General features: G+C 73.5%; 15 protein-coding genes. 2 read left to right on the top strand and 13 right to left on the bottom strand.

The features are described 5' to 3' along the window. Positions 1-188 precede the first annotated feature (188 nt). The 9 genes from ACGFNF_RS25205 to ACGFNF_RS25245 all read right to left on the bottom strand — a co-directional run bounded on the left by ACGFNF_RS25205 (position 189) and on the right by ACGFNF_RS25245 (position 13,083). Positions 189-1,550, bottom strand: a complete 1,362-nt coding sequence (locus ACGFNF_RS25205; protein ID WP_357580701.1) for a cytochrome P450 — start codon at positions 1,548-1,550, stop codon at positions 189-191. Beyond that, entirely contained in the window at positions 1,547-2,080 is a 534-nt protein-coding gene (locus tag ACGFNF_RS25210; RefSeq protein ID WP_151453270.1) for a flavin reductase family protein, read from the bottom strand. The genes ACGFNF_RS25205 and ACGFNF_RS25210 overlap by 4 nt, the downstream gene beginning before the upstream one ends. Positions 2,081-2,100: 20 nt before the next feature. Further along, positions 2,101-2,541: a thioesterase family protein gene (locus tag ACGFNF_RS25215; RefSeq protein WP_132238187.1), complete on the bottom strand. Its 441-nt coding sequence runs from the start codon at positions 2,539-2,541 to the stop codon at positions 2,101-2,103. A gap of 3 nt (positions 2,542-2,544) precedes the next feature. Then, the gene (locus ACGFNF_RS25220; RefSeq protein ID WP_357580702.1) at positions 2,545-8,364 is read right to left on the bottom strand and encodes a type I polyketide synthase; all 5,820 of its coding nucleotides are present in this window, start codon (positions 8,362-8,364) and stop codon (positions 2,545-2,547) included. A gap of 73 nt (positions 8,365-8,437) precedes the next feature. After that, the gene (locus ACGFNF_RS25225) at positions 8,438-9,400 is read right to left on the bottom strand and encodes a DUF1702 family protein (protein WP_151453272.1); all 963 of its coding nucleotides are present in this window, start codon (positions 9,398-9,400) and stop codon (positions 8,438-8,440) included. Positions 9,401-9,584: 184 nt separating this feature from the next. Continuing rightward, positions 9,585-10,580, bottom strand: coding sequence for a DUF1702 family protein (locus tag ACGFNF_RS25230; protein ID WP_357580703.1), 996 nt, complete (start codon positions 10,578-10,580; stop codon positions 9,585-9,587). 135 nt (positions 10,581-10,715) lie between these two features. Then, the gene (locus ACGFNF_RS25235; RefSeq protein ID WP_357580704.1) at positions 10,716-11,321 is read right to left on the bottom strand and encodes a copper resistance protein CopC; all 606 of its coding nucleotides are present in this window, start codon (positions 11,319-11,321) and stop codon (positions 10,716-10,718) included. Beyond that, the gene (locus ACGFNF_RS25240) at positions 11,318-11,896 is read right to left on the bottom strand and encodes a hypothetical protein (RefSeq protein ID WP_225852009.1); all 579 of its coding nucleotides are present in this window, start codon (positions 11,894-11,896) and stop codon (positions 11,318-11,320) included. The genes ACGFNF_RS25235 and ACGFNF_RS25240 overlap by 4 nt, the downstream gene beginning before the upstream one ends. Before the next feature lie 113 nt (positions 11,897-12,009). Continuing rightward, a complete protein-coding gene (locus ACGFNF_RS25245; RefSeq protein WP_357580705.1) occupies positions 12,010-13,083 on the bottom strand; it encodes a carboxymuconolactone decarboxylase family protein in 1,074 nt (357 codons plus the stop codon). 194 nt (positions 13,084-13,277) lie between these two features. On the opposite strand from ACGFNF_RS25245, the gene ACGFNF_RS25250 reads away from it, so the two are divergent. Both ACGFNF_RS25250 and ACGFNF_RS25255 read left to right on the top strand, forming a co-directional pair. Beyond that, the gene (locus ACGFNF_RS25250) at positions 13,278-14,339 is read left to right on the top strand and encodes an SDR family NAD(P)-dependent oxidoreductase (protein ID WP_357580706.1); all 1,062 of its coding nucleotides are present in this window, start codon (positions 13,278-13,280) and stop codon (positions 14,337-14,339) included. Between the two features lie 150 nt (positions 14,340-14,489). Then, complete coding sequence (locus ACGFNF_RS25255; protein ID WP_357580707.1) at positions 14,490-15,425, top strand: hypothetical protein; 936 nt, start codon at positions 14,490-14,492, stop codon at positions 15,423-15,425. Positions 15,426-15,618: 193 nt separating this feature from the next. Here ACGFNF_RS25255 and ACGFNF_RS25260 read toward each other — a convergent pair whose 3' ends face one another. The 4 genes from ACGFNF_RS25260 to ACGFNF_RS25275 all read right to left on the bottom strand — a co-directional run bounded on the left by ACGFNF_RS25260 (position 15,619) and on the right by ACGFNF_RS25275 (position 19,500). Beyond that, on the bottom strand, positions 15,619-16,581 hold the full coding sequence (locus tag ACGFNF_RS25260; RefSeq protein ID WP_357580429.1) for a TauD/TfdA family dioxygenase: 963 nt from the start codon (positions 16,579-16,581) through the stop codon (positions 15,619-15,621). Between the two features lie 88 nt (positions 16,582-16,669). Further along, positions 16,670-17,737, bottom strand: a complete 1,068-nt coding sequence (locus ACGFNF_RS25265) for an AEC family transporter (protein WP_357580430.1) — start codon at positions 17,735-17,737, stop codon at positions 16,670-16,672. Positions 17,738-17,741: 4 nt separating this feature from the next. After that, positions 17,742-18,656, bottom strand: a complete 915-nt coding sequence (gene ilvE / locus ACGFNF_RS25270) for a branched-chain-amino-acid transaminase (protein ID WP_357580431.1) — start codon at positions 18,654-18,656, stop codon at positions 17,742-17,744. A 10-nt stretch (positions 18,657-18,666) separates the two neighbouring features. After that, a complete protein-coding gene (locus ACGFNF_RS25275; RefSeq protein ID WP_357580432.1) occupies positions 18,667-19,500 on the bottom strand; it encodes a hypothetical protein in 834 nt (277 codons plus the stop codon). Positions 19,501-19,537: the final 37 nt, after the last annotated feature.

Here is a 19,537-nt window from a genome sequence, read left to right on the forward strand (position 1 = left end):
TAGCCGCCCCCCCCCCTTGCCACGCCCCGGTCCGGGACCCCCCCCGGAGGCGGCCGCCCCCGGCGACAGGCCGGCGCTCGCGACACCCGGGGGCGGCGCGGCCCCCCGCCCGGGGCGGTGCGGACGCCCGGGCGGACACGCAGCGGTCCCGCGGACGCCGTGGCGCCCGCGGGACCGCTGCGCGGGGATCAGTCGACCTTGTGCACCGTCATCGGCAGCCCGCCGCGCACCCGCAGCGACAGCATCGGCTCGGGCACCACCGGACGGCCCGGCACCCCCGCCAGGCGCACGTCGCGCAGCAGCATGGCCAGGACGAGGGTGGCCTCCATCATGCCCAGGTTGTTGCCCACGCAGAACCGTGGGCCGGCGCCGAACGGGATGTACGCGTACCGGGGGCGCTCCGTGCTGCGCGACGGGTCGAAGCGGTCCGGGTCGAACCGGTCCGGCTCGTCCCAGAACCGGGGATGCCGGTGCAGGGTGTACGGGGAGATGAGGATGTCCGCCCCCGCCGGCACGTGGTACCCGCCGATCTCGTCGGCCTGCTGGGCCTTGCGGGGCAGGAGCCAGACCGGCGGATAGAGCCGGATGGCCTCCTCCACCACCATCGCCGTGAAGCGCAGCCGGTGCAGGTCCTCGTACCCGGGCAGCCGGTCGCCCAGCACCGTCACGGCCTCCTCGCGGACCCGCTGCCGGATCTCCGGATGCCGGTCGAGCAGGTGCAGGCTCCAGCCCAGCGTGCTGGCGGTCGTCTCGTGCCCGGCCAGCAGCAGCGTGACCAGCTCGTCGCGCAGCCGCTGCCGGGCCACCCGCGGGTCCTTCTCCAGCCGGGTCGAGATGATCAGGCGGGAGAGCACGTCGTCGCGACCGTCCACGTCCCGGCCCCGGCCGGCGACGAGTTCGTCGACGACCTGCTGGAGGTGGCGGCGGGCGCGCCGGAAGCGCAACTGCCGGGGCAGCGGGATCCACGGCGGCACCGCGCTGAGCGTCTCCAGCTCGAACATCGCCTGGTCCTGCACGGCGGCGAACGACCCGCCGACGCCGTGGAAGCCGCTCAGCTCGGCGTCGAGCAGGGTCCGCCCGAGCACCCCGAGGGTGAGCGTGGTCATCTCCTCCAGCACGTCCACCGGAGGGCCGCCGGCCCGCGCCGCCAGCCGCTCGACCAGCAGCGCGGCCTCCTCGCCGATCACCCCCGCGTACTGGGCGAGCCGTCCCTTCTGGAACGCCGGCTGGATCACCTTGCGCTGCTTGCGCCACAGCTCACCCTCGCTGGTGAGCAGGCCGTCACCGAGCGCCCGGCGGGCGTGCACCAGGCCGATGCCCTTCTGGTAGTTGGCGCTGTTGTCGGACAGCACGTGCTTGGCGTGGTCGGGGTGGTTGAAGAAGTAGAGCTGCTTGGGGCCGACCGGAAGCCGGGCGGCGTCGCCGTACCGCTCCGCGGCCAGGGTCATCATGCGCAGCCGGTCCCGGCCCATCAGGACCAGCATCTGCAGGCCGGCGGAGCGGGGCGGGCCCGGCGGCGTGCGCCGGGCCGCTCCCTCGATCGTCGTCATGCCGCCTCACTCCGCTCGCGCTCGACCTGACGGAACCGTCCGGAGAGGAAGAGCAGGGCCTCCCCGTCCGACCGGCGCTCCAGGGAGAGCAGCCGGCCGAGGAAGATGGTGTGGTCACCGCCGTCGTAGGAACGCCACACCTCGCACTCGAAGTGGGCGAGGGCGCCGCTGATCAGCGGCGCTCCCGTCGTCGCGCCGGGCCGCCAGTCCACCTGGTCGAACTGCTCGCCGCCGAGCGGTCGCCGCCCGTCGGCGAAGTACCGGGCCACCTTCTCCTGATCGTCGGTCAGCACCGAGACCCCGAACTCCCGGGTCTCGGAGAGACAGGCGTGCATCACCGCGTTCCGGTCGACGCACACCAGCACCAACGGCGGGTCGAGCGACACCGAGGTGAACGAGTTGGCGGTCATCCCGTGCGGGGTGGCACCGCCGACGGTCACCACCGTGACGCCGGTCGCGAACGCGCCGTACGCCCGCCGCAGTGCCGTCACGTCGGGCGTCCCGACGGTGAGTGTTCGCTGTACGTCCACGACGTCTCCTCCTCGCGCCGTCAGGTGCGCCGCGCCGAGGTGTACGGCGCGAGCGCCGTCACCAGTGCCTCCGGCACCCTCGCCGGCGCGGTGCGGGTGTTCGGGCCGCGCATGCAGGCGATGCGCTGCCGGCCCCGGGCCACCAGCGTCTCGCCGCCGTCCCGGTCGAGCTTGACGTAGTCGAAGCTGAACTCCAGCTGGGTCTGCGCCAGCTCCACCAGGCGCATCCGGATGGACAGCTCGTCGAACGCGGTGATCTCGGCGAAGAACTCGCAGTCGACCCGGAGGGTGAACAGCTTCAGGTCGTCGCGTACGTCCGCCAGCACGTCCGGTGCCCGTTCCTTCAGGAACATCTCCCGGCAGCGCCCCTGCCAGCGCAGATAGTTGACGTAGTACACGTTGCCGACGAGGTTGGTCTCCTCGAAGCCCACCGTGTGCAGGTACTCGAAGTACTTGTCCATCGCCTAGGGCCGTCCTTCCGTGAGGATCGCGAACGCCATCGGCTGGGGCAGGTCCCGCACGGTCGTGACGAGCGTGGCGATCCGCAGGTCGCCGGAGGCGAAGACCAGCCAGCCGGCCCGCTCCGAGGGCACCGCGGCCAGCGGCGCCCGGTGCGAGAGCCCCGCCTTGCGCAGGCACTCGATCGCCGCCCACACCCGCGTGGCCGCCGCGTCCAGGGACTCCCCGCCGTCGGTGGCGCAGAGCCGGGCGAGGTCGACGTGCGCGCCGAGCAGGCCCTGCCAGACCGACTCCTCCCGGGCGCGTACCGCCTCGACGTCGCAGGCCAGCGGCCCGGTCCCGACCACGCACAGCGTCAGGTCCTCGGCGTGCGCGGCGGAGAGGGACCGCCCGTCGGCCAGCTCGGGGCGGCCGTCCGGCCGGTACGCGACCTCGACCGGCCCGCCCGTGGCCCGGCCGGCGGCCACCGCGGTCCGGGCCCGCCGCCGACGGGTCTCGTCCGGCGTGCCCTGCCCGGACGGCTCGCCGCGCCCGCCCTGCTCCGTCGAGGTCGGCTCCACCGCGACGGCGACGTCGCCGCCGACCAGGTCGCCGACCGCCCGCTCCAGGTACGAGCCGAGCAACGGCGCCACCCACGGGCCACGGCCGTCCTTCTTGCGTACCGCCCGCAGCCGCAGGCCCTCCCACCGCTCCACGACCGCACCGTCGGCGGAGCGCAGCGCGATGTCGTAGACGTAGGTGTCACCGTCGCGGCTGCGCTCCTCGGCGCAGTAGCGGAGCTCCTCCGCCCCGGTCAGGCGGGTCCCCGCCGGGTGCAGCCGCTCGATCCCGGCCGGCAGCAGCGTCGCGTCGGGAACGCAGACCTGGTTGCCGTGCATGAGGGCGTCCCGCACGCCGGGGTCGCCGAGGAGCAGGGCGTCCGGCAGGTAGTCGGCGAACCAGCGTGTCTGCGGAGCCGTGACGACGTCGGCGTCGACGTGCCGGGCGGCCGACCGGTGGTAGCGGCGCAGCCGCTGGAACCGTCCACCCTGGAACAGGATGTCGCCGTACAGGTCGGTGGCGGGCTCCAGCGGCACCGTCGGCAGCCCGGCGGGCACCTGCTCGGGCGGGCCCGCCGGCGGTCGCGTGCCGGTGAAGTGCAGCCGCGCCCGGAAGTGCGCCGCGCTGAACTCCGTCTCCGCGCTGTAGATGACCGCGTCCACGACGTCGTCGTCGACCACGAGGGTGGCGATCCGGATGGTGGTGCTGCCCTCCGGCGGCACCACGATGGGCCGCAGGAACTCGGCCCGCTCGACCACCGGTGTGTCGGTCCGTCCGGTCACCGCGGCGGCGACCTGGGCCATCGCCTCCATGCCGAACACCGCCGGGAACAGCAGGTTGCCGTCCAGCCGGTGGTGGTCCAGGTAGAGGTCGGTGACCGGCTTGAGCTCGGCCTCGGCGACCAGCTCGACGCCGTGGTAGCGCACGAGCGGGCGGTCCACGAACCGCAGCAGCGGCAGCTCCGGACTGTCCATCCGGACCGTGTCGATGCCCTCCGTACGCCCGCTGACCACCACCACCGACGGTGCGTGCGGGTCGGCGAGCAGGCGCCGGAGCATCTGCACGCCCTGGTCGGGGGTGACCGGGGTGATGCCGTCGCGGGTCAGCGCCTCGACCACGGACAGCCGCTCACCCATGCCGACGCCGGACCAGACCGACCACTCCAGGCAGAGGCTGCGGCAGTTCGGGTGGCGCCGGCCGAAGTCGACGGTCAGCTCGGCCAGCCAGTCGTTGGCCGTGGCGTAGTGCGCCTCGCCGCGCAGGCCCGCCCGGCCGATGATGCTGCCGAACGTCACCAGCAGGCGCAGCCGGTCGGCGTCGACCGCGTCGAGCACGGCGCGCAGGCCGTCGACCTTCGGCGCGAACGTGCGGCGGAACGCGTCCATGGTGAGTCCGGTCAACGCCGCCGGCTCGTTGCGGCCCGCGCCGTGCAGCACCGCCGTGACCGGTCCCAGCTCGGCGACGAGCCCGTCGACGGCCTGGCGCACCTGCTCCGGGTCGGAGACGTCGGCCCGGGCGTAGCGCACCCGTACGCCGGCGTCCGCCATCCGCTTGAGGTTCGCGGCCAGCTCGTCGTCCTGGGCGGGATCGGAGCGGCCCAGCACGGCGAGGCCGGCGCCGCTGTCGACGGCCATCGCCAGGGCGCACTCCGCGGTGATGCCCTTGCCGCCGCCGGTGACCAGCAGCAGGTCCTCGGCGCCCAGCGGCTGCCGCGTCTCGGCGGGCCGCACCGGCAGCCCGCGCAGGGTCGGCACCCGGCGCCGCCCGGCGGCGTCGTAGCGGACCTCGGCGAACCCGTCGGTGGCGGCGACCTCCGCCGTCACCCGGGCCACGGCCTCCGGCACCGGCGGGGTGTGCACGATGGTGGTGCGCAGCTGCGGCGCCTCCAGCCGTAGCGTCTTGGCCAGCCCGGCCGCGCCCGGTCCCTGCTGGACGAGGACGAAGCGGGTGCCGGGGGCGGCGGTCGCCGCCTGCGCGCCGCGCAGGGCCAGTTCGAGATCGGCCTCCGCACACGGTTCCGGTAGGCACACCAGCACGCCCGCGCCGAGGCCGGCGGTCTGCAGGGCCGCGCGCAGCGGCTCGGCGAGCGGGTGGCCGGCGGGGGCGAACAGCTGCCAGGCTCCGTCGGCCTCGGCCCGGGCGGCGACCGGGGCCGGCGCCTCGTCGAGGTCCACCGACCAGGCCCGGCACCAGTCGGCGACGCCGTGCACGATGCTCGGGCCGGCTGCGTCGGTGTCCCGACCGGTCCGGGCGAGCTGCTCCAGGGCCTCGGCGAGCTGCCCGACGGTGGCCGTCGCGAAGTTGGTGGGGGTCTGCGCGGCCGGCACGCCGAGCTGCTGGGCGGCCTGGTTGACCAGCTGGCCGACGGTGATCGAGCTGAGGTGGAGGTCGTCGAGGAGCTGGCTGCCGTCGTGCACCATCTCCAGCGGCAGCTCGGCCCGCTCGGCGGCCAGCCGGCGCAGCAGTTGCAGGCTCGACTCGCCGGCCGGCTGCTCCGGTGCCGGCGAGGCCTCGTCCACCCGGGACGGACCGGCCGTCCGGACGCCGGTGCCAGGCGGCAGGCTCACCACCGGGGCGGACTCGCAGGGGCTGGCGAAGAAGCGGAAGTTCTGGCCCACCTCGAGCGGCCGGACCAGCCGGTCGTGGAAGAGGGTGCCCTCCACGCCGCCGGCGCCGACGACGTACGCGGCCGCCGCGACCCGCAGCAGGCCCGCCAGCGACTCGTCGTCGGTGTTGAGCGCCACCGCCGGCAGGTCGGTGCTGGCCGCCGCGAGGCCGGAGAGCACCTGCCCCGGGCCCACCTCGACGAAGAGGTCGACCTCCTTGGCGGCGAGGGCCACGGCCTGGCTGAACAGCACCGGGTCGGTGATCTGGCGGTGCAGGAGGGCGGAGACGTCAGTGTCGTGGGCGAGCGGTTCGCCGGTGACGGTGGAGACGATCCGCCGGGTGACGGATCCGAACCGCTCCCCCGCCAGCGCGTCGAGGAAGGCGTCCGCGGCCGGCTCGACCAGCGGGGAGTGGAACGCGTGCGACACGGACAGCCGCATGGTCCGCAGGCCGGCGGAGCGGGCCCGCTCGCAGGCGTCCTCCACCGCGGCCTCCGAGCCGGCGATCACGGTCTGCTCCGGCCCGTTGTACGCGGCGATCACCACGGACAGGCCGGCGATCAGCCCGGCCACCCGCTCGGGCGGGGCGCCGATGTTGGCCATCGTGCCGGAGGCGCTGTGCTCCCCCATCGTCCGGCCGCGCACGCCGGCGACCCGGAGCAGGGCCTCCTCGTCGAGCACGCCGGCCCAGTGCAGGGCGGCGATCTCGCCGAGGCTGTGCCCGACGGCGACCGTCGCGTCGAGGTTGAGCAGCGACAGCGCCCGCAGGCCGGCGAGCGAGCCGGTGACGATCCGCGGCTGGGCCACCGCGGTGGCGACCATGTCGCCGCTGCTCGGCAGCGCCGCCCGCTGGTACACCTCCTCCACGTCGGCGAAGCGGCGGCGCAGCGCGCCACCCGAGGTGCCCTTGCCGGACCCCTGCCCGGGGAAGAGGAAGCCGATGCGGCCCGGGCCGCTCACGTGGCCCAGGAAGCAGCGGCCGTCGGAGGAGAACAGGCGTACCTCGCCGGCGTCGAGGGCGTCGCAGACCCGGCGCAGCTGCCGCTCGCCGTCCTCCGGCGAGGAGACCACCACGCCCGCCCGGTACGGCAGGTCGCGCAGTTCCCGGTGCAGGGTGGCGGCGAGGTCGCCCAGCTGGGCGTACGACACCGTGGGCACGAACTCGACGAGACGCTGCAACCGCTCGCGCAACTCCTGCGGGCTGCCCCCGTCGACGAGCAGCAGCTCCACGTCCTGCATCGAGGCGGCGAGGTTGCGGAAGCGGCTGTCGAGCCGGGCCGAGCGACGCGGCTGCCCGTTCTCCAGCACGATGTGGGTGTTGATGCCGCCGAAGCCCATCGCCGTGATGCCGGCGCGCACCGGCACGTCGCGCGGCCACGCCTCGGCCTTGCGCAGGGCCCGCAGCGCGGACTGCTCGGCGGTGAGGATCTCGTGCGGGTCGACGCAGCCGATGGTGGGCGGCAGCACCTCGTGGTGGACCGCCATCGCGGCCTTGATCAGGCCGGCGATGCCGGCCGCCGCCTTGGTGTGCCCGATCATGCCCTTGATCGAGCTGATCGCGGCCTGGGAGGCGTTCTCGTCGGCGGTGCGCCGGGCCAGGGACAGGGCCTGGAGTTCGGTGGCGTCACCCACCTGCGTGCCGGTGCCGTGGCCCTCGAAGAGCCCGACGGTCTCGATGCCGAACCCGGCCCGGTCGTACGCCCGGCGCAGGGCGAGCTGGTAGCCGGCGACCTCGGGCCGGGTGATGCCGCCCTTGCCGTCGGAGGAGATGCCCCAGCCCGCGATGGTGGCGTAGATGCGGTGCCCCGCCTGGCGGGCCTCGGCCTCGCGCATCAGGACCACCATGCCGCAGCCCTCGCCGGGCCAGAAGCCGTTCGAGCCGCGGTCGTAGACCCGCATCTCGCCGCGCGCCAGCGCGCCGGTCTTGGCGAAGCCGATGATCTCGAAGGGGTCGATGGAGAGGTCGACCCCGCCGGCGACCGCCACGTCGACCTCGCCGTCGGAGAGGGTCTTGCACGCGGTGGCGACGGAGAGCAGCGACGAGGAGCAGGCGCCGTCGACGGTGTAGCCGCCGCCCTTGAAGTCGAAGTGGTTGCAGATGCGCCCGGCGATGGTGTTCGACAGGCCGCCCGCGAGGGTGTCCTCGTCGACCTCCGGGAACGGGCCCTTGAAGGTCGCCTCGAAGTCGTCGAGGAACGTGGTGAGCTGGTCGTCGTCCCAGTCCTGCTCCTTGAGCGCGGCGGCGACCATGCGGCGCACGTAGGGCCAGCGCAGCCGCAGCTGGTTGGCCCGGGAGAACTCGCCGGTCAGCGTGTTGCCGACGACCACGCCGGTCCGCTCGCGGGGCAGGCCCTCCCCCATCGGGAACCCGGCGTCGGCCAGCGCCATGGCCGCCATGTCGAGGGCGAGCCAGTGGGTGAGGTCGGTCGAGCGGTAGGTGCTCCCGGCGATCTTGTAGGCGATGCGGTCGAACTCGTAGCCCTCGATGACCGCCGCGTTGCGGGCGTAGAAGCGGTCGGGCGTGGCCGGGTCCGGATCCCAGTAGTCGTCAAGACTCATCCGCACCTCGGGCAGCCGGCGGAAGGCCCGCCGCCCGGCGAGGGCGTTCTCCCACAGTTCACGGGGCGACGTGGCGTCCGGGTAGCGGCACGCCATCCCCACGACAGCGATCCTTGTCACGAGGTCTCTCCTTCGTTGCGTGCGGTGGTGGACCGCCGGGGCGCGGAACGGGCCGCGGGGTGGGGCGCCACGGTCAGCACCGCCCCTCGAACTCGGCGGCGATGGCCTGGCGCCACCGCTCGTAGGCGGGCGTGCCGCCGTCCTGCCCGCTGGGCAGGGTCACGTCGGTCACCTTCGACGCCTCGGCGGTGGACATGCCGCAGAACACCTGCGTGGCGACCTCGTTGTGCGGGACGACCAGGCCGGCGCGTACCCGGGCCCCGGCCGCGAAGGCGCTGCCCTGGGCGAGGTCCACCCGGTAGTCGCCGGCCCGGTCGCGGAACCGGTGCAGGTCCGCCTCGGTGGCTCCCCCGGCGTACGTGGCGGCGAGGCCCGCCCCGGCGTACAGGTCGGCCCGCCGGTGCGCGGGGAACGCGGCGAAGATCTCCGTCACCCGGTCCACGTCGGTGCCGCCCACGAACCAGGTGGCCCGCCCGATGCCCTGGTCGATGACCCGGTCGGCGTACTCGCGCGGGCCCTCGGCCGGCCACGGGAACCGCGGGTGGCGGTACTGCCCGTACACGTACCGGTCGGTGTGGAAGTACGCCTGGTGGAAGCCGTAGCCGTCGAGGACCAGCCACCGCAGCAGCGGGTCCGGGGCGTACAGCTGGCCCCAGCGGATCCGGGGCAGCCGGGCCATCGCCCAGCCCACGCCGACGTACGCCATGTAGACGTGCGCGTCGCCCCGGCCGGCGAGCAGGCCCGCCACGTGCCGGGGGCGGCCCGGCCGCAGCGCGTCCCGGACGGCGAAGCCCATCGCGGCGCCCTCGTACGCGAAACCACGAAAACGCGTCGGCACCGTTTCCAGGCGGCGTTCGGCCGCCTCGGTCGTCGGCGCCTCGGCGGCGTATCCGTAACCGGCGAGGAATGAGGCGCCGACGGTTTCGAGCAGCGCCTTCGATTCCTCGTTCTTCACGTGGAATCCGCGCACGTCCATTTTCGTCTCGGAGATATTTGGCGTCAGGATTCTGCGCCGCAGATCACGCAGGCTCTGCATGGCACGTTCCCCCAAAGGGTCGGTGTTTCCGTTTACCGGGGATGGACATCCAATTCGATGATGGCAAGCGCGGGAAGGATTGATTTCTTCAACCTTGCGCACTCGTCGCAACTAGGCGGAACATTCACGTGCACCGCCGGCACGCGACGGCACGGCGACCGTCCGGGGGCGACGCGGGCGGTTCTCAGCGGCCGTGGTTGACGCCGGCCGGCTCGAAGTGCGCGCGGACGTTGCGCCGCCACACCTCGTACGCGGGCAGCGGCCCGGCCGGCTCCGCGCGGACCGCCACGTCGTCGGCGAGCGCCGCGGCGGCGGCCACGGACCGACCGCCGAGCGCGTGCATCGCCGCCTCGCTGTGCGCCGGCACGTGCCCGGCGTGGCTGCGGGCCTTGGCGGCGAAGACCGCTCCCTGGGCCAGGTCCGGCGCGCACGGGCCGGCGTCGGCGCGCAGCGCGGTGAGCGCCTCGGCGTCGGCGCCGCCGGCGAAGGTGGCGGCGAGCCCCACCCCGCTCCACAGGTCGCCGTGCCGGTCGGCGGCGAAGGCCCGCACGGCCCCGGCCACGTCGGCGGTGCGGGCGCCGTGGATGAACCACAGCGCGCGGCCGAGGCCCTGGTCCGTGGCCCGGAGGAAGTAGTCCCCGTGGCCCTGCCACGGGTACGCCGCCAGCCGCTCCTGCCGGGTCACCCACCGGTCGAGGTCGAAGTAGGCGCGGTCGAACCCGTAGCCGTCCACGGCCAGCCAGGTCATCGTCGGGTGGTACGGGGAGCCGGTGAGGTCCGGCACGACGTGCCGCCAGAGGGGTCGCGGCAGGCGGGCCATCGCGAACCCGATGCCGATGTAGGCGAGGAAGAGGTGCGGCGCGCCGGGGCCCCGCAGCAGGTCCCGGGTGCGGGTGCCGCGCCGGGGCCCCATCACGTCGAGGATGGTGCAGGCCATCGTGGCGCCCTCGTAGGCGAAGCCGAGCAGTTCCCGGTCGACGAGCGCGAGCCGGCGCTCCAGCTCCCACGGGTCGCGGGTGTCGATGCCCCACTCGAATCCGCAGACGACGGACTGCGGAACCGCCTCCAGCCGGCGGGTGACCTCCGTGGCGGGGCCGGGGAAGCCCCGACGCGCGAAGGTCACCTCCGCGAGCGTCGGCGCCATCAGCAGTCGACGCATGGAGCCCAGTACCGTCGGCATGGCAGATCCCCCTGTCGTTACGACGACGCCGGCCCCGGCCGGCGGGTGACTTCATCGTCACGCCGCGTCGGCCGGGGCCGCGTCTTCTGCTGTGCGCTCATCCGCCGCCACGGGCGGGGCCGCCCGGTGGGCGGGTCACGGGCCGGTGACGGGCCCCCTTCCCCGCTGCGGACGGAGGAACATCAGCAGCAGGGCCACCGCGACGAGGCCCAGGTCGAGCAGGAGGAGCACGCCGTTGATGCCGTCGATCCGGGCGTGGTCGTGGCCGGCGTTCGCGGCCTCGTCCCCGATCGGCGCGGCGACGGGCCCGGCCGGGACGGCGCCGGGGGTAACCGTGAAGCCGGCCAGGCCGGCGACCTGCCGGCCGTCGGGCAACAGGGCCCGGTAGGCCACGCGGTAGGCGCCCGGCCCGGCGTCGCGTACCCGCACGGCCAGGCGGCCGTCGCGGACGGCCGCCTTCCCGATCGAGGCGACCGCCCCGGTCGGTCCGGTGACGGCCAGGTGCACGTTCTCGGCCGACTCGGCGCCGCCGAGCGTGAGCGTCACCTCGGCGGGCGCGACGCCGACGACCGACCCGTCGCCCGGGTTCAGCATGAACCTCCGGCTCTCGGCCGGAGTGCCGAAGGCCAGCAGCGCCACGATCGACAGCACGATGCCGACCGCGACGGCGATGGCCGCCCGCTGCACCGCCCCGACGGACGTGGACGGTGCCGGCGGACGGGTGCCGTCCACGGTGGTCATGACGGCTGGGCCGCGACCTCGGGCTGCCGGCAGCTGCACGACATCAGCTCCGCCTCCGCCGGGGAGGGCCGCAGGTGCAGGTACATCGCGATCACCATCGGCACGAAGACGACCGTGTTGTAGAACAGGTGCAGCTCGACGCGGGGGATCACGACCTGGAGCAGGCTGGTGGGCACGGGGCTGTCGAACAGGTGCCGGCCGGTCTGCGCCTGCAACAGCAGCAGCAGGTGCTCGATGTGGTGCCAGAACTGGATCGCCAGGGCGGCGGTCCACCAGCTCCGGCTGCGCCCGACGAAGCCGGGACGCAGCATCCACAGCCCGACGAGCATCACGATGGCGTAGCCGTAGTGCAGCCACTCCGAGCTGACCAGCCACGGGAAGGGCATGCCGAGCACCCCGCGGGCCTCGGGCCGCGACCAGCCCAGGCCCCAGATCTGGTACGCCTGCACCAGGTGCTCGGCCCAGTGCGCCAGCACGATCACGAGAAAGGCGTTCAGGGCCGCCCGATGGTGCGCGCCGTTGAGTGTCGCCCAACGCCCGGACGCTCCGGGCAGGGTCGCCTGGTAGCTGGTCACGTTTCCTCCTTGGAAGGGTCACGGGCGCGAGAGACACCACGCCCATCACCCAGCGTGTCGGCTCCGACACGCCGTCACGTCTTCAATGTTGCGCAGTTCAAGTCAGGAATCCGTCAGACCGGCTCGTGCGAGCCGGCGGGGGCGTACCAGGTGCCGACCCGGCGGGCCGCCGCGAAGCTGGCCCAGGCCACCGCGTCGACCAGCGCCGCGTCGCCCGGCTGGTGGCGGCGGAACTCCGTGACCACCTCCTCGTCGACCTGGTAGGAGGCGAACACGGTCAGCAGGGCCAGGCGGCCGGCGGCCCGCTCCGCCTCGGGCAGCGGCGCGATCAGCCGCTCGCACCACTGTCGACTCAGGCCGGTCTCCTCGCCCCGCCAGGCGTCGAGGCGTTCCGCGACCAGCTCCCGGACCGCCGGCGGGACCGCCCGCTCGCCGGCCGCCTCGAACGCCGCGTAGGCGCGGGCCATCGCCCCGGCCACGTGCGGGCTGCCCGCCGCCCAGGCGGCCTCCGCCGGCAGCGGCGCCGGCGGCAGCAGCTCCACCGAGCGGCCCGGCTCCCGGGCGTCGCGCAGCGTCCCCTGCAGCACCCAGCCGATGCCCCGCTTCAGGCGCCGGCGCGCCCGCGGCGACAGCCCCGGCGGGAGCAGGAAGTTGGAGAGGAACACGTTGACCACGCGGGCGATGTAGTGGAAACCCACCACCACGCCGACCAGCTCCGGGCGGTCCCGCTCCGGAAACGGCAGGACCGGCCGCGAGGTCTGCGGCTGGTGTGCCGTACGGCCCCACTCCGCCGCCACGCGGATGCGCCGGTCGGCGATCTCGGTGAGCCGGTCGGCCACGATCGCCTCCGCGTCGTGCTCCGTGGAGAGCTCGTAGAGCCCGACGCTGTGCATGTCCACGCAGTACGGGCAGATGTTCGCCACGGACACCGCGGCGGCCACCGCCTCCTTGGTCGCCCGGTCCACGTTCTCCGTCGGCAGCAGCGGCTCCCGCATCACCATCCAGTACGCCGCCAGCACCTCCGGCGACGGGGAGTGCAGCTGCGCCGGCGGCACCACCAGTTGCATCTCCTGCGCGACCTGCCGGTAGACGGCGTCCACCAGGCCCTCTGCGGACCCCTGCGGCACCGGCGTGACGTAGTTGACCTGGCGCTGGACCACCGACGAGGCCACCCGACGAGCGATCATGATCTGCCTCCTGCTCTGCGCCGCCCCGCCGGACGGTCACGACGACGGCTCCCACGACTGCGGCAATGCCAGTATTGGGAGTCCGGGGGCGCAGGCAACGCCATCGACGCCGGTTGAGCACCCTGGGAGAAGGAGGGCCCGGCGGCGCCGCCCATGATGGGCGACGACCCAGTCCCCCACCCGCGGGAGTCGCGATGCTGGTCCTGGTAACCGGTGGCACCGGATTCATCGGCTCCCACTCGACGGCGGCCGTCCTCGACGCCGGGCACCGGGTCCGGCTGCTCGTGCGCGACCAGGCCCGCGCCCGGCGCGTGCTGGCGGCGCTGGGCGCCGACGCCGGGCGCGTGGAGCTGGTCACCGGCGACGTCACCGACCCCGCCGACGTGGCCCGGGCCGCCGACGGCTGCGCCGCCGCGCTGCACGCCGCCGGCGTGTACAGCTTCGACTCGCGGGACCGGCCGCGGATGCGGGCGGTCAACCTCCGCGGCACCGAGGTGGTGCTCGGGGCGGCGCGGGCGGCGGGCCTCGACCCGATCGTGCACGTCTCCACCTTCGGCGCGCTGCTGCCGGCCACGGGGTCGCCGCTGACCGTCGACTCCCCGGTGGGCGCGCCCCGCGAGGCGTACCTGAGCAGCAAGGCCGCCGCCGAGCACCTGGCGCGCCGCCACCAGGACGACGGGGCGCCGGTGGTCATCACCTATCCGCTGGCCTCGCTCGGGCCCGACGATCCGCACCTGGGCGACCAGACGACCCGGGTACGCAACGTGCTGCGCGGGTTGATGCCGCTGTGGCCGACCGGCGGCTTCCCCGTCGGCGACGTGCGGGACGTGGCCCGGCTGCACGCGGCGGTCCTCGAACCGGGGCGCGGCCCCCGCCGCTTCCCGGCCCCCGGCCGCTACGTCACGACCCGGGAGTTCGTCGAGGCGCTGCGCCGGGTCACCGGGCGGGCCCTGCCCACCCTCCGGTTGCCGGCCCCGGCCCTGCTGCCGATGGGCCACCTGGTCAGCGCGGCGCAGCGGCTCTCGCCCGTGCACCTGCCCGCCGAGCACGGCGCCATCTACCTGTGCGCCACGGCCCGCCCGATGGACGGCACCCCCACCGAGGAGCTGCTCGGGCCGGCGAGCCGGTCACTGGACGAGACCCTGGCCGACACGGTGCGCTGGCTGCACCGGACCGGGCGGCTGAGCCGCCGGCAGGCCGGGCGCGCCGCGCTCCCGGCGACCGCCGCGCCGCGCCGCGCCACCGAACCGGCCTGACCCCCGCCCCCGACCCGGCCCCCGACCCGTCCGGACTGCGCCCCGCGCGGGCCGCCCGCCCGCGCGGACCACGCCGCCGGAACGCGCCGCGCCGCCGGGGCACCGGGGCCCGCCCGCACGTGGGCCCGGCCCCACCGTCCGTTGATCGACGTGGGTGAGGCGTCGGTCGCGGTGCCGGCGCTGGGCAAGGCGGTCGATCGGATGACGAGCGCCCTGATGTACATGGACAGCTCCTCTGGCGTGCTCGGCAACGACCTGGCGTACCTGATGGAGGTCTACGCCCGGGCGTGTCGGGCCGCTCCGCCTCGGCCGGCAGGGTTGGCGGCGTGGCTGGTGAAGCTGGTGTGTGACGGCCCGGGCTGGCCGGACGTGGTGCTGCGCGAGTGGGCTCCGGCGCTGGGGCCGAAGGGCCTTGCCGAGGTCGCGCGGTTGGTCGACGAGCGCGCCGCCGAGACCCGCACCGTCAAGGCGTTGACCCTCCAGACCCCCGGCGGCATCGCGTTTCCCCACGCCGAGCAGGCCGTCCGGATCACCCGTACCCGCATGATCGCCGGCAAGCGCACCCGGGAGACGGTCTATCTGGTGGCGTCACTGCCCGCCGCCCACGCCCAGCCTGCTGACCTGCAGCAATGGGCCCGCCTGGAATGGCACATCGAGAACCGGCTGCACTGGATCCGTGACGTTACCTTCCACGAAGACGCCCACCGGGCCCGCACCGGCAACGGACCCGCCGTCACCGCGGTCGACCTGTCCGCACCGCCGGTGCTGGACCTCCCGCCGTCCCCCACCGGCACGGCCGCCGCGCTGCACGATGCCCGGGACCAGGTCGTCGCCGGATACTGGCACGGCAGCCGGGACCTGCCCGACGGCTTCTGGGAACTCGCCACCGAAACCGACGTCCGGGCACCCGTGTCGCGGTTGGCGGAGTTCGCCGCCGCGCTGGCCGACGGCGTCACGGCGCGCGACGCGACGGAGCAGGTCTTCGCCGATCTCGTCGCCGCCGACCCGCTCCGGGCCCGGTCGTTGCTGGTGACCACGGAACTGCTGACCCACCAGTTGATCGCCGCCAGGCTGCCCACGGTCTGACGGGCCGGGCGCCGGGCCCGGTGCGGCGGTCACCCGGCAACCTGGCGGCGTTCGTGTGCTCCTCGCCCACGCCGGTGGGCGGGCCGGCGACAATGCTCCGCCAGCCGTCCGCACGCCCACCACATCGGCCTGTTGCCGTGGTGTGCCGGCCCCGGGCCGCGCCAGGGCCGGCACACCGCGGCGTCCCACCGGTCTACCAGGGCTGCAGCGGCTCCCCACCGGCCAGCTCGGAGGTGCTGCCGTCGGGGCCGACCGCCGGCTCGCCGAGGAGGGTCACCCGGTGCATGACCCGCTCGACGTCGAGGTGGGCGAAGTCGGTCGGGGCGAAGTGGCAGGTGGTGCGGTTGTCCCAGAACGCGATGTCACCCGGCTGCCAGCGGAAGCGCACCGTGTACTCGGCGCTGGTCATGTGCTGGAAGAACAGATCGAGGAGGTGCCGGCTCTCGGTCTGGGTGAAGCCCATGATGCGGGTGGTGGAGCCGGGGCTGACGAACAGCGCCTTCTCCCCGGTCTCCGGGTGCACCCGGACCACCGGGTGGATCGCGGCCTGCGGGTCTTCGCAGTACATGCGCAGGATGTCGCGGTCACGCTCGTCGGTGTAGAGCAGCTGCACGCCGGTGAAGAACGCGTGCTCGGCTCGTAGCGAGTCGGCCAGGTCGCGCAGCGGCTCGGCCAGTCCCTGGTACGCGGCGACCATGTTGGTCCACTGGGTGTCCCCGCCGAACTCCGGCGTCTTCTCGGCGCGCAGGATGGAGGCGGTCGGTGGGTTCACCGTCTGGGTGAGGTCGCTGTGCCAGCCGGCGAGGGGGGAGACCCACTTGCGGTGGTAGTACTCCTCGAAGTTCTTGCCGTACCGGGCGACGTCCGCCTTCGGGTCGACGGTCAGGATCTCCGGGAAGCCCTCCGGGTGCACCCCGTGCTTCTTGCCCGCACGGCGGGTCAGCGCCCCGAAGCGGCGACCGAACGCGACGTGCTGAGCGTGACTGATGTCCTGGTTGCGGAAGAAGACCACCCGGTGGGTGAGCACGGCCTGCCAGATGGCGGCGACCGTCGCGTCGTCGAGCTCCTCCCGCAGGTCCACCCCGGAGATCTCGGCACCGATCCTTCCGGCGACCTGGCGGATGACGACCCCCGTGGGTGACAGTACCTGCGTCATGAACTACCTCTCTACCGCTGGAAGTGACGGTGGTGGACGGACCTTCGTCGAAGTGCGGGCGGTCCGGACTCAAGGGGTACGGAGACGGTCAGCCGACGACGTGCGCCCAGTGGATCCACAGCGGCAGCAGCAGCAGGGCCGCCACCGAGCTCTTCACCACCAGGGACGCCGACATGTCCACGCCGACCCCGTAACGCTGCGCGAAGATGAACAGGTTCTGCGGCGCCGGCATCGCCGCGATGAGGACGAGGTATTTCAGCCAGTCGCCACGCACGTCGAACAGGTACCCGCAGGCGAGCCACATGGCCAGCGGGAACGCGACGCACTTGACGGCGATCAGCCAGATCTCCTCCCAGGTGGTCCCTCGGATGCTCAGGCCCGTGCCGCCGAGGTGCAGCCCGAGGGCGAACAGCGCCACCGGGGAGGCGGCGTCCCCGACGAATGCGAACCCGTCCATCAGCGGGGCGGGCACCCCGACCCCGATCAGGTTGGCGACGATGCCGAGGTTGCAGGCGAGTACCACCGGGGTGTTGAGCGAGGCCCACACTGCCCGCAGCAGCTTGCCTGCGGCCCCCCGGCGCGGCGCGGGCGCGGGGGCGGCGACCGTCGGATCCGGTACGGCCACCGCGGTGACCGCTCGATCCGCGGTGGTCGCCTGCGCCGGTACCGGCACGGAGGCCGATACCGGCGCCGGGCCCACCGGTGGCCCGCCCAGTTCCATGATCGAGATGACGACCAGGGTCAGCACGCACACCTGGAACAGCAGCACCGGGAAGATCGGTGCAGCGTCGCCGAACAGCATGATGAACACCGGCACCGCGAAGTACGCGGTGTTCACCTGGATGCCGGCCATGATCCGCAGCGCGATGTCGCGCGGCTCGCGGGACACGGTGAGCCAGGTGGCCAGCCCGACCACAGCCATGCCCACCATCGCGGTCAATGCGTAGCCGAGGATGGCCCGCCAGTTGAACAGCGCCGCCAGGTCGCTGCGGTAGATGTTGACGAACAGGTAGCACGGCACCGCGAACAGGAACGCGAAGTCGGCGAACCCCTTGGACGCGTCCGCGCCCCCGATCCGGCGCCGGGCGAAGAACACGCCGCAGCCGAAGGCCAGCGCCACCGGCACCAGCTTCTCGAATGCGAGCAGTGCCCCCATGCGCCTAACGCCCCCACCTGTTCGGCACGGTGACCGGGCTGCGCCCGGCCGTCATCTCGCGGTAGCCGTCGATCAGCGTCCGGATCACCGCGTTGCCGGACAGGTCGTAGCCCTGCCCGTCGATTCGGGCCACCGGTAGGATCTCACAGGCGGTACCGCAGACGAACGCACCGTCGGCCTGCGCCACGAACTCCGGTGCCAGATCGGCCTCGACGATGGAGATGCCGGCGTGCCTGGCCAGGTGTAGCACGCACTCACGGGTGATGCCGTCGATGACGCACCGGGTGGTCGGCGTGTGGAGGACACCGTCGCGGGTGAAGAAGATGTGCGCCCCGGTGATCTCGGCGATGAAGCCCGCGTGGTCGAGCAGCAGCGCGTCGTCGAAGCCGGCGCGCAGTGCCCGGTTCTTGCTGATCGTACCGATCATGTAGTTGCCGGCGGCCTTGCTCTTCACCGGTGCGGTGTCGGGTGCGGGGCGGCGGTACTCGCCGGTGCACAGCGAGATGCCGGTCTCCAGGGCGTCCTCGGCAGCGTAGTACCCGGCCGGCAGTTCCCAGGCTGCGACGGAGGTGTGCACCGACGTCTTCAGCGCCGCGGTCTGGATGACCTCGGAGCCGCGCCAGGCGTTCATCCGGATGTACCCGTCGGTGATGCCGGCCTTGGCGACCACGTCCAGCGTCGCCTGGTACAGGGTCTGCTCGTCGTGGGGCAGTTCGAAGTCGAGGATGCGGGCCGAGCCCCCCAGCCGCGAGATGTGCTCGCGCAGCATGAACGGCGTGCCGCCGTAGACGCGTACCCCCTCGAAGATGCTGCTGGCATAGTGCAGCCCGTGGGTGAGCACGTGCAGCCTGGCGTCGGCCCAGTCGACGAGCCGACCGTCGAGCCAGATGTGGCCCTCGCGTTGGTCGAACGGTTGCATGCCGGTCCCCTCAGAGCGCCAGGTCGAACAGGTGGTGCTGCAGGTCACCGACGAGGGCGGTGAAGCGGCGCTGGTGGTTGGTGACGCTGCGCACGGAGACGCCGTGCAGGGCCAGCCGGTTGATCGGGAACATGAGCAGCGTGTTGCTGCGGTAGGGGATGGTGGCGACCTCCTCGACGAAGCTGGGGTCGATGTCGAATCGGTTGTCGCCGTACTCGGAGCGGCTGGTGTGGAACTTGTGGTCCTCGCTGCGGTAGCGGTAGAGGAGCAGGTCGCCGCCATCGGCGTCGTCCTCGGGCAGGCGCATGTAGAACAGGCCGCCGAAGAGCTTGTAGGGCTTGTCCACGTGCGGACCCCGGTAGGCCGACGGGCGGCCGGTCACGGCCGAGTTGATCACCGCGGTGCAGTCCATCAGGATGTCGTGGGTTTCGAAGGTGTCGGCATTGCGGCGCCCGACCCGCAGCTCGTGCAGCGAGGCGCCGATGCGCTTCTCCGCGTCCGGGTTCGCCGCGATGATGTCCTGGTAGAACAGGTCGAGTACCTGGTGGTAGAACTCCGCCGAGCAGTGGTAGCGGGCGAAGTCCTTCCACACCTGCGAGACCGAGTCGTCGGTGAACATGTGCTGCGACATGTAGTTGTAGCGCTCGTTGGAGGTGATCGGCTTGCCGATGTGCTCCGCGATGTGCTCGGCGGTGGGCATGGTGGTCGACAGCGCCTGGTAGAGGTCTTCCGGCAGGGCGTTCTCGACGACGATGTGCGGGAACGGGTCGCGGCGGATGTCGTCCTTGGTGACGTTGGCCAGGATCGAGGTGATCTTCACACTCTGCTCCACGGGTTGTTCCACTGGTGTCTCCTCGGTTGGTGGTCGGCGGGCCCCGGCA

This window comes from Micromonospora sp. NPDC048868 (assembly GCF_043198195.1).
Taxonomy (GTDB): domain Bacteria; phylum Actinomycetota; class Actinomycetes; order Mycobacteriales; family Micromonosporaceae; genus Micromonospora; species Micromonospora reichwaldensis.